This window comes from Sphingomonas zeicaulis, assembly GCF_050433225.1.
Classification (GTDB): domain Bacteria; phylum Pseudomonadota; class Alphaproteobacteria; order Sphingomonadales; family Sphingomonadaceae; genus Sphingomonas_D; species Sphingomonas_D zeicaulis.
Genome location: NZ_JBNPXQ010000012.1, coordinates 68,202 through 81,503, shown reverse-complemented (window position 1 = coordinate 81,503; position 13,302 = coordinate 68,202). Strand labels below are relative to the sequence as shown.

Here is a 13,302-nt window from a genome sequence, read left to right as displayed (position 1 = left end):
TGTTCGACCGATCCTGCCTATGGGGAGATGCTGAAGATCGGGTTAAGGTCACGGTAAGAATTGGGATGGCCCTTTGCGGGAGGCCGCGAGCAAGGCCGATCGAAAGGGAAGCCGCCGTTAACCATCTATGCTTATGATGGCATCATGCGACTCCCCGCGCGAAACCGCCGATCATTTGGCCCCGTGGAAGCCGTGTTGCTCGGCATTCTTTATTTTGCGGCGGCGGGCGCCGCGGCGCGGCTGACCCGGCTTGAGGGCGGTGTCGCCTGCCTGTGGATCGCCAATGCGTTGCTGATCGCCGTGCTGATCATGATGCGGCCGCGGCGCTGGACGCTGCCGGTCGCTGCCTGTTGTGTCGGCAGCTTCATCGCCACGAGCCTGTTCGGACTGGGTCTGGCAGGGGCCGTGCCATTCATGCTGTTCAATATCGGCGAGGCGTTGATCTCGGCGGCATTGCTGCAGCGCTTCGGCCGACGCGATGCGTTCGAATCGGTCGCGCACCTTGGTGTGTTCGTACTGACCGTCGGCCTTGCCGGGCCGGCCGTGATGGCGCTGCCGGCGGGGCTCGGGGCATATTTGCTGACGGGCACCGCCTTTTGGCCCAACGCGATCAACTATTTCCTGGGCCATGCGCTGGGTGCGCTCACCTTCACGCCGCTGTTCACGATGATTCTTGTCGGGGATGCGCAGCGCTGGGTGAATGCTGCGAACAGGCGGCAATTACTGGAAGGGCTGGTGCTGCTCGCGGCGGTCGCGGCGGTCTCTTGCGCCGTGTTCGCGCAGCACCGCCTGCCCTTGCTGTTCCTGCCGATCCTGCCGATCACATTGGCCACCTTCCGGCTGGGGCGGCTGGGCGCCGCGGCCTCGCTGATGATCCTCGCGACGGTCGCAGGCGTGCTCACCGCTCAGGGCATGGGTCCGATCCAACTCATCAACAGTGGGCCGATCGCGCATGTGCAGTTCCTGCAATTCTACCTCGCAGCAACGGTGCTGACGATGCTGCCGGTTGCTGCGGATCTGGGACGACGCGACCGGCTTTATCGAAAGCTACAGGACAGCGAGGCACGGTTCCGGTTGATTACCGAGCATGCCACCGACATCGTCATGACGACGTTGCCCGACGGCACGATCGGCTATGTTTCTCCGTCGATCGCGCAACTTGGCGGCTATGTGCCGCACAAGTTGGTCGGGCAGCAGGCGATTCTGCTGATCGCGCCGCGCGACCGGGATCATGTGCGTGCCGAATTCCTGCGTGCACTCGAGGCGCCGGAGACGACGGTGTCATTCGAATATCGCGCGGTCACCGCCGATGGTGCCGAGCGCTGGTTCGAATCTAATGTCCGCGCGATGGTGAGTGGCGATGGTTCGATTGACGGCGTCATCAGCGTGATCCGCGACATCGACCGGCGCAAGACGATGGAGGTCGAACTCGCCAGGGCCGCCGCCACCGACGCGCTGACCGGCCTCGCCAACCGCCGCGCCTTCGCCAAGGCGTTCGACCGCTGCCTGAGCCATGGCGGCGCCCGCGGCTGCTTGGCGCTATTCGACATCGATCATTTCAAGCGCATCAACGACCGCTATGGCCATGACGCGGGGGACCGGGTGATCCAGGCCTTCGCCGAGATCGCCCTCCGTCACGTCCGCGAGGAGGATTTGGTGGCGCGGCTGGGCGGCGAGGAGTTCGGCGTGATCCTCCCCGGCGTCGCGCCGGCGCAGAGGCAGGAGATTTGCGAGCGGCTGCGCCGTGCGCTCGGCGCGGCGGCGATCGAGGTGGGGGCGGGGCGCACCGTCTCGATGACGGTCAGCGCCGGTGTCGCCGCCTTCAGCGCCGCGCATGATCGCGACGCGGTGATGCGCGCGGCGGACGTGGCGCTTTACGAAGCCAAGGGCGCCGGCCGCGACCGCCTTGTGCTGGCGGCCTGACCGGAGCGTCGGGTCAGCTCCGTGGCACCGCGTCCGTGATGCCCGGCGCGGCGGCCCGCGCCGTGCGGCCGCCCTTCTTGAACCGCAGCGCGGGCTTCTCGACCAGATGCCACGAGAGGCTGGCGGGGATCAGAACGAGCAGGAAGGCGACCAGTGCGTGCATCGCCGGGCTCAGCCCGGGCGCGAACTGGATCAGCGTCTGCTGGATCGGGAACGCGTAGATATAGATGCCGTAGGAGTAATCGGGCGCGCGGCTGAGCTTGCGCAGCAGCGGGCTCGGCACGAAAGCGAGCCAGATCACGAACAGCCCGACCGTGACTGACAGCGCCATGGTGTAGAAAGGCGTGGGCGCCAGCAGCCAAGCGATCAGCCCGGCGATCGGGGCGTACCACCAGCGCAGTATAAAGCGGTCGCCGAAGCTGGCATAGGCCATGCCAAGCAGGAAGCAGAAGGCGAGGCCATGGAAGATCGCCAGCCGCGCGAAGATGCCGACCTCGGCAGTCACCGGCTGCAACGCGGTGAACAATACCGAAAGCAGCGCTGCAAGCACGAAAGTGATGATGCGCAGCCGCTCGTTCTTGAGCATGCCGAACACGGAAAGCGCCGCCGCCATGATGTAGCAGCTCACCTCATAGGGCAGCGTCCAGATCGAGCCGTTGACCGCGCGGGGCCGCGGATTGGCCTCGAACACTCCGGGCAGATGGTGCTGCAGTGAGAGCAGCGAGATATTGCCGCCGAGATATTTGGCTGTCTGGCCCGATCCGAAGAAAGCCGCGGGCGAAAGCGTGGTGAGGAACAGCCCGGCAAGCAGCACCGTCAGCACCATGCACACGGCAAGGCCGGGGAAGATACGCAACGCGCGGGCGCGCGTGAACTGGATCAGGTTGGGCGTGCGCGCCAGCGACTTCATGATGAGATACCCGCTCATCACGAAGAACACGCTGACACCCGCCCAGCCCATCGAATGGCCGGTCAGGCGACGCAGCGGATCCTGGACCGATTCGATCCCCTGAAGGTCATAGGCGTGGGCGACGATGACCATCGACGCCGCGGCGAAGCGCAGGAACGTGAAATTATTGTCGTGCTGCCGCGTCGCCATGCCGTTGGTCCTTCAGTCCACGATCTGCACATACTCGACGGTGAGACCGCGGGTGTAGATCGGGCTGAGAAAGTTGCAGATGAAGTTGCCGGCGCCCTGCACATGCTCGGGTTCGAGCAGCTTCATGTCGCGGCTGGCGAAATCGCGGGCGAGTTCGTCGAGGTCGGGCACCTCGAAGGCGACATGGTGGATGCCGCCCGCGCCCTTGTTGAACTTCAGCAGCGGGCCGCCATCGGGAACGACGAATTCCAGCGGGGAACGGCCGGCGGCTTCGGTGAAGATGCATAGTGCATGGAATTGCGGAACATAGCCGCGATGCACTTCCTTCAGCCCCAGAACGTCCATCATCGCGAGCGCTTCCTCCTCGCTCGGCTGGACGATGCCGACATGATGGAGCGGGGGATTGACCAGCATCACTTCTTTCCTTCCGGTTCCAGTTCAGCGGCGACGCGCGGCGCCAGCCAATCGGTGACCACCCGGGCGCCGCCGCTCGTCAGGTGGGCATAGTCCATGAACAGGTCGGCGCGCGGGGAAACGAAGCCGCCGTTCCAGACCGGGCCATATTGCCGGTAGAACGGCTCTTCCTGGATCGTCGTCGGCCCGGTGTAATAGGGCAGCGAGAGGAAGGCGAGCTTGACGCCGTGCCGTTTGGCGAGCGTGGCCATCCGCCGGACGTAGGTGCGGTCATCGCCGAACTCCAAGTCGGCCATGCTGTCGGGCAGCACACGCGGATCCATGCTGGCTTCCAGCTTGCGCACGCCGCGGTCGAGCTCGGCCGCGCTTGCCGGAACGTCACCTTCGCGCACCGTGCCGTCGGGCAGGTGAACGTCGCCAGTGGTGTCGTAGGTGGAGCCGAGATAGGCCTTCGATTCGAAGGTCTTGGAAAGACCCATAAAGCCTGGCGCGATCCCCGCCAGGAACAGCTTCATCTGCCGGAACGGCAGATAGATCAGGTTCGACGGATAGTTGAGGTTGGTCGCATAGGCCGGATCCGCGATCAGCCCCGGGCGGGCCATATATTTGAACGCAGAATGGCCGAAGCGGCCCGGCCGCTCGACGATGCCGATGATGACCAGCTTGGGCTTCTTGGTCTCCAGGACCTCTTCGAGCACCGCATAATTGATGTCGCGGCCATTCTCCGGGAAGGAGAAGTTGACGACGTTGGCGGGCAAGCCGCGCGCGGCGAGCGCCTCGCCCAGTCGCGGGGCGTTGACCGCCGCGCCGATGCGCGACGGGCCGACGACCATGACGTCGATCGGCGCGGGATCGAAGTGTGAGCGCTCATAGATCCACCGCGATTTGCGGTGGATCGTCTCGTCGAGAAGTTGCGCGCGCTGATAGGGATTGTCGGGCAGCATTGCGGCCGCGACGCCGCACATCAGCGAGACGCCCAGGATGGCAAGGGTGGTCCGGGTCGAGCGAAGGCGCTTCATCCATGCCTCCTTAGAAATTGAAGTACAGGAAGATCGTCTGTCCGCGCTGAATGAACATCAGCCCGAAGAAGAGGATCACGCCGCCATAGACGATGCCAAACGTGGACGGGCGCCACTGCCAGCGCAGCAGCGCCGGTGCCTCGTCTTTCCAGTCGCCCCAGTTATAGGCCGGGTTGAAGCGGCCCATGATCTGCTGGGTGTTGGGGGTGAAGGCGATCAGCAGCGTGCCGGTCACGATCATCAGCAAGGTCGTGGTATCGAACACCCAGGGTGCCGTCGCGACCGAGAGCGACCCGCCGAGACCCACCATCGACTGCCACACCGTCATCGCATCATGCACGCTCGGCGCACGGAACACGACATTGGCGAACATCACCGCGAGCAAGGTGATGACGTGGTAGGAGGCGATCTCCGCCACGCCCGGTTCGGCCATCTTCTGCTTCAGCTTGCGCAGCCGGCGACGCTTCTGGTTGCGGCGTGCGCGCCAATACTCGTTGACGCACACATAGATGGCGTGGAGCACGCCGAACAGCACGAACGTCCAGCCCGCGCCGTGCCAGATGCCGATGATCACGAAGGTGAGAAAGGTCGGCAGCACAGTCGCCATCGCAAAGGCCGGCCAGGTCGAAAGGCCTCGCGCCGCGGCGGCGCGCGCCATCGGCAGCGCCAGGGGCTGGAAGATGTAGGCGGTGATGAAGCGCTGCAGCGTCATGTGCCAGCGGCGCCAATAGTCGATCACGCTGGCCGCGCGCAGCGGAGAATGGAAGTTCAGCGGCAGCTTGATGCCGAACATGCGGGCAAGGCCGATCGCCATGTCCGAATAGCCGGAGAAATCGAAATAGAGCTGCAGCGTGAAGGTGATCGCGGCCATCCAGCCGGTCCATACGCTCACCGGATCGCCGCTCGCCGCCAGCTTGAACAGCTTGTCGACCTGATCGGACAGCGGATCGGCGATCACCGTCTTCTTGAACAGGCCGATCGCGAAGATCATCAGCCCGATCATGATGTTGCGGCCGATCCAGCGCGCGAACAGCGGCCCCTGGATTTGCGGCACGATCTCCTTGTAGTGGACGATCGGGCCCGCGATCAGCTGCGGGAAGAAGGATGCGAACAGCGAGAAGTCGAGGAAGCTCATCCGGTGCGCATGGCCGCGCGCGCTGTCGATCAGATAGGCGACCTTCTGGAAGGTGAAGAATGAGATCGCCAGCGGCAGGATGATCCGCTCGATCTGGATGCCGGCGCCGGTTGCGAGATTGACGTTGTCGACGACGAAGTTGGCATATTTGAACCAGCCGAGCAGGCCGACGTCGACCGCCAGGCCGAAGACCAGCCAGATTTTGACCAGCGTCGAGCGGTCGGCGTCATAGGCTTTCTGAATGCGATCGCCGACGACGAAGTTGAAGATGATCGAACCCAGCAGCAGCGGCAGGTGGATCGGCCGCCACCAGGCGTAGAAACCCAGCGACATGACGGTGAGGCTGAGCTTGGCCACCGACTTCCATCGCCCGGGCCCAAAGAAAAGCACCAGCGCGATCGGCAGGAAGCCGAAGATGAACACAAACGAGTTGAACAGCATCCTAGCGCTCTCCGCCTGCCGCCGTGATCATGCCAAGTTCCTTGCAGTCTGGATTCCGTGGGGCGCCTGAAGCCCGTGACGTGGCTGCGCCGTTGGCAGCGGACCGCGCGCCGGCATGGCGCCAAGCGCGATATGCCGCACCAAAACCGCCGCCACCCAATGGGTGCCGGCGGCGTGCTATCGGGAAGAGAACTCTGACGATCGCGCCGAACGCCAGCGTCCGACTGCAACAAGGCGGACGATCCAGCAGGCGCGGGCTTGCCTCTCGGCAAGTCGATCCTGTCACCGCTCCGTCGTCCACATATGCCCCCCGAAAGCCGCCGGCCGGCGGCGTGGCCTCAGCCGAGCTTGCCGTCGATCACCGCGACGAGTTCACCGACATTCTTGAGCCCTTCGATCTCGCTGTTCTTGAACTTGATCCCGAACTGACGCTCGACTGCGACGACCAGCCGGATGTGGCTGAGACTGTCCCACTCGTCGATGTCGTCGGCCGAGGTGTCCGCGGTCAGCTCGAAATCGTCATCGAGATCGAACACGTCGATCATGATCTCGCGGATGGTTTCAAGCGTCGATTCGGACATGTTCTTCTCCAAGACTCTTCGTTTCATACGTGAAGGGCAGATCCTTCATCGCATATTCGTCGACATTCATTTCCCACTCCGACGCGCCATCGTCGGCGATGGCGGTACGAGTGAAGCCCAGCTTGCCGAAATGTTCGGCGACCATGCCGTTCTTGGCGGTCGGGATATAGCGGCCGATCAGGCGCTTGATGCCGGCGGCGCGGGCGCCCTCGACGATCGCCTGCAGCGTGGCCTCTTCCATACGGCGGCCGAGCACGCGGCAGCTCATCAGCCAGGTGTCGCACGCCCAGGCGTCGTCACCCTCGGGGCGCATCACGACCACCGCGATCATGCCATTGTCACCGAACTTGTCGGCCAGGCGGATCTGCAAGGTGAAAACGTCGGGATCGCTTTCCAGCGCGCCGACCTCAGCTTCGGTATAGCGACGGGTGGTGAGGTTGAACTGGTTGGACTTGTTGACCAACTGCGCGATGCGCGCGCGGCCATTCTCGTCGAACGGCCGCATCGACGTCACCATCTCGAGCGATTCGAGATATTCGTCGAGGCTGCCCAGCTTCTGTGCGGCCTGCGCGCGCACCGCGTTGGCGCGATACTGCTCGGCGCGCTGCGCGTCGTCGGCGGTAAGTCCAACCGTCTCGAACCAGCCCGAATGCGCCACCGCGAGCGGATAATGCGCCGGATCCTCGCCCACCTCGGGTACCGCCACTTCGGGGAGCATCTGGCGAACGCGTGCACGCTCCGCCGGATTGTCGTCGAGGAACAGCAGCGCGTCGGTGCCGATGTTCAGCGTTTGCGCGATTGTCTTGAGGTTGGTCGCCTTGTCGGTCCAGTTGGCGACGAACACCGCGATGTCGTCGCGCTTCAGCGCCATCTCTTCATGCTGGTCGAACGGCAGACAGGCGTTCACTTCCTCGTTCTTAGAGCAGACCGCGAGGACGATCCCGCGGCGCTTGAGGTCGAGCGCATAATGCTGGATCGCGAGGAAGGCCTCACCCTCGGTGGAGCCCTGGCCGATGCGGATGCCCTCGACGCCATCGTCGCCGATGATGCCGCCCCAGCAGGTGTTGTCGAGGTCGAGCACCAGGCATTTGCGCGTCTTGCCGCGCACGGCGCCGAGCAAACGCGCGACATGGTCCGCGTAGAGCGGCGTCAGGTCGAGAGCGAAGGGCAGCTTCGCCATGTACCACTGCGAGCGATCGGACCAGACGGACTTGCCGACCAGACCGGCGATGCGATCGACGTCGAGCACGATTGCGTTGAGGTCCGACGCGATGGTCTCGATCTCGCGGTTGAGCTTGCGCAGCATGGCGAGCAGAGATCCGCCCGCGCGCGCATCTAAATGGCCGGCCCAGGGATCGGCAGGTTCGACGAAGTTCTGGATGATCACCGCCGCGCCGAGGCGCGAGACGATGCCTTCCGCCAGCCAGCGGATCTGTTTGGCGGCCGAATCGACAATGCCGTCCTGCGCGGCGACGTCCGACTTGGTGAGGCCGAGTGAGATCGCGTCGAGACTGAGCAACACGACGTCGGGCGCGAAACTGTGGAGGCCGGTGCCGTCGGCGTAGATCTCCTGCGCGGTCTGGCCATAGTCGCCGACATAAATGTCGGCGAGCACGCCGTGGCGCGGCGCCGACGCGCGGATCGCGGGCACCGTGTAGCTGGTGGTCGAACTGCTGAGCACGGCGAGCTTGAGCGGGCTGAGCGGCGCCGGCTCGATCGCCTCGCGCTTCGTCTCGATCAGCTTGGACAGCTTGAGCGCGCTGTCGAGGTCGAGCGCCTGGGTCGCGAAGTCGCGCAGGCTCGCACCGCTGATCGACGGCAGCGCGCGCGCCGCCTTGATGCTTGTCGAAAAGTCGGGTGCCTTGGCAGGAAGCCACGGCAAGCGCGCAACATCATAGGTCATCAAGACCCCCCTCGTGCTCAGACATGATCACTCGACCGACCGAAAAATCGGCCGGTCTTCGGACCGACCGCTTTTTCGCTGCAATGCGGCAAAATGTCCAGCATCATCGGCTTAGCGCGCACCCAGCATGGGCGCGATCAGTGCCAGCGTCTCATCCGCCATGCTGCGCGCGCCAGCATCGTTGAAGTGGCAATCGTCGTGGCGGAACCGAGGGCCGAAGCGATCCGTATCCGGACCCAGAACGATGCGCGGGTTGGCTTTGGCGACTGCGGTCTGCGCCGCGAGCAGCGGTTGGTTGCTCGTCTTGCGACGTTCGCCGGTGCACAGCGAGGCGCGGTAAAGCACCAGCTTGGCGGTCGGCTTCAAGGCGAAGCTGGTCAGCACGGTGTCGGTGACCTGCTTGATCTCCGGCTGGATCTCGGCCTGGCTGTTGGTGAACCAGGCGTCGGTCTCACCCTGGTGCCACAGCACGATGTCAGCCGGGCCAAGCTGCTTGGCGGCATCGGCGACGCGCTTGCGCAGATTGGCCATGTAGGGCGAACGCTTGTCGGTCCAGTCGCTGAACTGCGATCCGCCGATGGCGCCGTTGACGAACACCACCGGGCGTCCGGTGCGCGCGGCGAGCGCCGGCCCCAGCCGTGTCCACACGCTGCCGCGCGTACCGGTGGTGCCGAGCAGCGGGTCGCGCAGCGCGAAGCAATGGCCGTCGAAGAACATGAAGACGGGGGCCGCCGCATTGGCATCCAGCGGCGTCGAGATTGCGTTGGAGGCGTTGGACTGGCCCCCCGTCACCACCACCAGCGCATTGGCGGGGCAGGTGCCCTGGATCTGGCCGGTCAGGTCGGCATTGGTCTTCGACCAACCCTTCGACATGCCGAGGGCAGTGCGGACTTGTGTTTTCACCGCGATCAGCGTGCCTGCGGGAAAGTCTCCATAGGGATCGGATTCGACGCCGTAGACGGTGCCAGCCAGGAACGCGCCCGCGATCGCCGCAACGGCGACAGTGCCGGCGATAACCCGGGGAATCAGCGGTTTCATCGGGGATTTGTCTCCATCGCTGCATCAGCGGGGCGGGCATGTTCGGTAGGATCGGCGGGCTTGGGATCGCGATAGATCCGGCTGCCGTAGATGAGTTCGTAGGGGCCGACCTCGATCAGCTTGTGGATCACCCACGATATCCCGAGCGCGAGCGCGACCGTTACGACAAGGTAGGGCAGCAGAGTGACCTGCCACGGATAATTGCTGACCCCCAGGCGGCGCAGCAGTTCGCGCATCGCGATATAGACGTAGGGGTGGGCAAGGTAGAGCGTGTAGCTGATCGTGCCGACGAAGCGGATCGGCGCCGTGCACAGCAGTCGCGAGAGCGCGCCCTGCCCGAACAGCACCGCCTGCACGAAGATCAGCGTCGCGACGACAAGCGCGACCGCGGGCAGCACCATGCCGGGCATTTCGAGATAGGTGTTGGTCGGGAAGTCCATCGTGCCGGCGATTGCAACGATCACGACGAGCGCGGCGACCGCCATCGCTGTGGCCGGCCCTGCGGCGATCACCGGGCGCAGCCGCTGCTGCATGAAATACAGCAGGGCGCCGCCGACGAAATAGATGGTGATATCGTAGGCGGCGAGCATGTAGCCGGCCAGCGTCATGAACGCGATCGCGCCCACCACCCGCCAGGGGCTCGTGCTGCGCAGCAGGAACCAGAGCAGCCCGTAGGTCGAGATATAATACCAGACCTCGTAGGTGATCGACCAGGCGTTGGGCGTCAGCGCCGGCGTGCCCGCGAACAGATCGAGGAACGTCAGGTTCAGCAGCAGCTTGCCGACGCCCAGCTTCACGGGCTCGTAGCGCGTGACGAGGTTCAGGATGAAATAGAGCAAGGTGAACAGCGCGAACACCGGGTAGAGCCGCCAGAAGCGCCGGCCGGCGAATTCGCGCGGCGAATAGCGCAGGCAGCTGGAGGTGATCACATAGCCGCTGATGACGAAGAACAGTTCGACGCCGTAGGTGCCCAAATAGGCGACATGGTGGACGATGCGGGCGAGAACCGCGTCGTGATGATAGAAATGATCCCAGAAACCGAAGCTGATGTGCGCGATGAGCACCATCACCGATGCCACGCCACGCAGCCCGTGAAGCGATTGGCTGAACTTCACGCGATCTCCCCGTCTCGCCATATTGCAACGCAGCAGCGCTGTGCGACCGTTACCAGATTGACCGCCCGAAGCCATCGCCAAATTTTGCAATCTCGCCACGCCTCATAGCCCGCCGCAGGCCGCAGCATGGTTGCAGTTGGCGGTGGCTGCGCTATGGCGACTGGCGCTGCTGCGGTGCAGCGTGTTCAAGGGATGATCCCGGCGCAATGCTGTTCGGACCCAAATTTCGGTCGGCCGCGATTCTGGCGATGGGCCGCGTTACCGACATCGTCTTTCCGCTGCTCCGTGCCTTCCTGCTCGCCCGGTTGCTGCCGCAGGAGCAATTCGGTCTCGCGATCACGCTGTCGGTGATGGCGGCGCTGGTGGAGCTATCGACCGACATCGGGCTCGATCGCTACGCAGTGGTCAATGCCGATCGGGAATCCGCGGTACGGCGCGGCACGATGCATTCGCTGAGCGTGCTGCGCGGCGCGCTGATCGGGCTGCTGCTGGCCGTCACTGGGCCCCTGGCGGGCTGGGCGTTCGATTCGCCGCAGGCTTGGTGGGCATTTTCGATGCTGGGCGTCGCCAGCTTCATCCGCGGCTTCATGCATCTGGGCGTGAAGGAAGCGATGCGCGACTTCCGCTTCTGGCCGGAGGGCGTGACGCTCGCGTCCGCGCAGATCTCGTGGACCGCGATCTCGGTCGGCCTGGCATGGTATCTCAACGATTATCGCTGCATGCTGTTCGGCATCCTGGGCGCGCAGGTCGTCTTCGTGCTGGTCTCGCACCTCGTCTCGCGCAGCGACTGGTCGCTGCGCTGGTCGCCCGAGGATGCGACGACGATCCTGAAGTTCAGCCTCCCGCTGGTGCCCAACGGCATGAGCCTGGCGCTGCGCCACATGGCGGACCGGCTGATCGTCGGCGCGTTCATGAGCCTGACCGCGGCTGCGATCTACAACGTCAACATGATGATCGCGCTGACCCCGCGCAACATCATCCAGAGCTTCGTGACCAGCGTGACATTGCCGCTGTTCGCGCAGCATGAGAGCGGCGAGAAGCGGATCGCCGGCCTTTATCCGGTGTGGGCGATGGCGCTGGCGGTGACCGGGGCAGTCTATGGCGCGGGGGTGATCTGCCTGGCCGAGCCGATCGTGAGCCTGATCTTTGGGCCGAAATTCTCGATCGACCAGATCTTCATGACGCTGACGGGCATCATGGTGGCGATCAAGATCATCTACGGCTTGCCGGTGCCCCCGTCGTTGGCGGTGGGCGATACCAAGTTCATCCTGTTCGGCACGGTGGCCGCGCTCGGCAGCCCGTTGTTCGGCGTCGTTTCCGCGAGCATCACGCCCAACCTCAACATTTTCGTCGCAGCGATGTGCCTCGGCGAGTTCCTCGGGCTGGTCTCGGTCGCGTGGCGCTGCACCAATCGCTACGGCTTCAAGGTGTGGGATGTATGGCTGGCGGTCCTCGTGCCAGTGGCGATGCTCGCCGCGCTGGGCACCATACTTTATGAAACCGCGCCAGGGCTGATCATGCGCATCGTCAGCTTCGCGGTGTTCGCAGGGCTCTGCGGCGGCGCGGTTGCGTTCGCGGCGGTGCGCAGCGGCATCGACCTCAAGGTGCTGCTGCGCCGCAAGCCGCGCCCAGCCAAGCCGCAGCCCGCCGAATGAGCCGGGCACCGCGACGCGCGCGACGGCGCTACGATCCGGCATTGCGCCGGTTAAGGCCCGGCTGGGGACATGCAGTGGCGGCCGGCGTGGCGCTGCTGTGGCTGTGGTATCTGCTCTACCTGGTCTTTGCCGATGGTCTGTCATTGCTGGGGCTGGTCAATGCCGGCGGCTATGCATGGGGTGTGGCGGCGCTGCTGCTGGGTCTCGTCGCGGCCGCCCGTCGCGGCTGGATCACTGCGGCGGCGGGATTGGCTCTGGGCATCCTGATCCTGTCGCACATCTACTGGCCGCTGCCGTCCGCAGGCGACGCCGGCGAGCAACGCATGCGCGTGGTGACGGCGTCGCTGAAGACCGCGAACCCCCTGGTCGAGCAGGCAGCGCGCCACCTGGCGATGCTGGAGCCCGACATTCTCGTGGTGCAGGAAGCGGCTGATCCGGATGCGTTTCTCACCACCTTCAAGGCGGTGCGGCCGGGCTGGCACGGCGCGATATTGCAGAACCGGCTGATCCTGTCGCGCTGGCCCGTCACCACGACGCGCGGCGACCGTGATGTCTTCCGCGCGCGGGTGGATGCGCCGGGTGGCGCCTTCACCGTCTGGAACGTCCGCGCGCCCAAGGATTATCGCGGCGTGATCGGCAACCGCCGCTATTTCCTCGATCTCGCGGAAGATATCGTCGCGACCGGCAAGGGCGTCGCTGCGGGAGACTTCAACGCGACGCCGTGGAACGAGGGCTATGCCGCGATCGACCAGGTGATGGAGGAAGGCCTGCGGCGGTCAAGCTGGGCGCCGGGCTTCACCTTTCCCGGGCCCGGCCGCCGCAGCGGCATCATCGGTCCGGTCATCGCCATCGACCATATCTTTGCGAGCGGCGAGTTCAGGCCGCTGGGCGGCCATGTCGCGTCCGCCAGCAAGGGCGCGGACCATCTTCCGGTCGTGGTCGATTACGCGCTGCCGCGGGGTCGGTAGGCGGGAAAACT

The 13,302-nt window shown here is 64.9% G+C and carries 11 protein-coding genes; 3 read left to right on the top strand and 8 right to left on the bottom strand.

Features of this window, described 5'->3' with window-relative positions; translation table 11 throughout:
* The first annotated feature begins 195 nt into the window (after positions 1 to 195).
* Positions 196 to 1,923, top strand: coding sequence for a sensor domain-containing diguanylate cyclase (locus tag FHS96_RS26775; RefSeq protein WP_429599163.1), 1,728 nt, complete (start codon positions 196 to 198; stop codon positions 1,921 to 1,923).
* A gap of 13 nt (positions 1,924 to 1,936) precedes the next feature.
* Here the strand turns inward: FHS96_RS26775 and FHS96_RS26770 are convergent, their stop codons facing one another.
* The 8 genes from FHS96_RS26770 to FHS96_RS26735 form a co-directional block, all read right to left on the bottom strand.
* Complete coding sequence (locus FHS96_RS26770; protein ID WP_429599161.1) at positions 1,937 to 3,022, bottom strand: acyltransferase family protein; 1,086 nt, start codon at positions 3,020 to 3,022, stop codon at positions 1,937 to 1,939.
* Between the two features lie 12 nt (positions 3,023 to 3,034).
* Positions 3,035 to 3,436 (bottom strand): VOC family protein, encoded by a 402-nt coding sequence (locus FHS96_RS26765; protein WP_429599159.1) that lies wholly within the window; start codon positions 3,434 to 3,436, stop codon positions 3,035 to 3,037.
* Positions 3,436 to 4,455 carry a hypothetical protein gene (locus FHS96_RS26760; protein ID WP_429599156.1) on the bottom strand — a complete coding sequence of 340 codons (1,020 nt, stop codon included), beginning with the start codon at positions 4,453 to 4,455 and terminating at the stop codon, positions 3,436 to 3,438. Before FHS96_RS26760 ends, FHS96_RS26765 begins: the two co-directional genes overlap by 1 nt.
* Before the next feature lie 10 nt (positions 4,456 to 4,465).
* Positions 4,466 to 6,031, bottom strand: coding sequence for an MBOAT family O-acyltransferase (locus tag FHS96_RS26755; RefSeq protein ID WP_429599153.1), 1,566 nt, complete (start codon positions 6,029 to 6,031; stop codon positions 4,466 to 4,468).
* A 338-nt stretch (positions 6,032 to 6,369) separates the two neighbouring features.
* Complete coding sequence (locus FHS96_RS26750) at positions 6,370 to 6,612, bottom strand: acyl carrier protein (protein WP_429599150.1); 243 nt, start codon at positions 6,610 to 6,612, stop codon at positions 6,370 to 6,372.
* A complete protein-coding gene (locus FHS96_RS26745) occupies positions 6,593 to 8,515 on the bottom strand; it encodes an HAD-IIIC family phosphatase (RefSeq protein ID WP_429599148.1) in 1,923 nt (640 codons plus the stop codon). The genes FHS96_RS26750 and FHS96_RS26745 overlap by 20 nt, the downstream gene beginning before the upstream one ends.
* Positions 8,516 to 8,626: 111 nt before the next feature.
* Positions 8,627 to 9,553: an SGNH/GDSL hydrolase family protein gene (locus FHS96_RS26740; protein ID WP_429599145.1), complete on the bottom strand. Its 927-nt coding sequence runs from the start codon at positions 9,551 to 9,553 to the stop codon at positions 8,627 to 8,629.
* A complete protein-coding gene (locus FHS96_RS26735) occupies positions 9,550 to 10,668 on the bottom strand; it encodes an acyltransferase family protein (protein WP_429599142.1) in 1,119 nt (372 codons plus the stop codon). Before FHS96_RS26735 ends, FHS96_RS26740 begins: the two co-directional genes overlap by 4 nt.
* A 206-nt stretch (positions 10,669 to 10,874) precedes the next feature.
* Between FHS96_RS26735 and FHS96_RS26730 the strand changes: the two genes are divergently transcribed.
* Complete coding sequence (locus FHS96_RS26730) at positions 10,875 to 12,323, top strand: oligosaccharide flippase family protein (RefSeq protein WP_429599139.1); 1,449 nt, start codon at positions 10,875 to 10,877, stop codon at positions 12,321 to 12,323.
* A gap of 74 nt (positions 12,324 to 12,397) precedes the next feature.
* Positions 12,398 to 13,291, top strand: a complete 894-nt coding sequence (locus FHS96_RS26725; protein ID WP_429599136.1) for an endonuclease/exonuclease/phosphatase family protein — start codon at positions 12,398 to 12,400, stop codon at positions 13,289 to 13,291.
* Positions 13,292 to 13,302 lie beyond the last annotated feature (11 nt).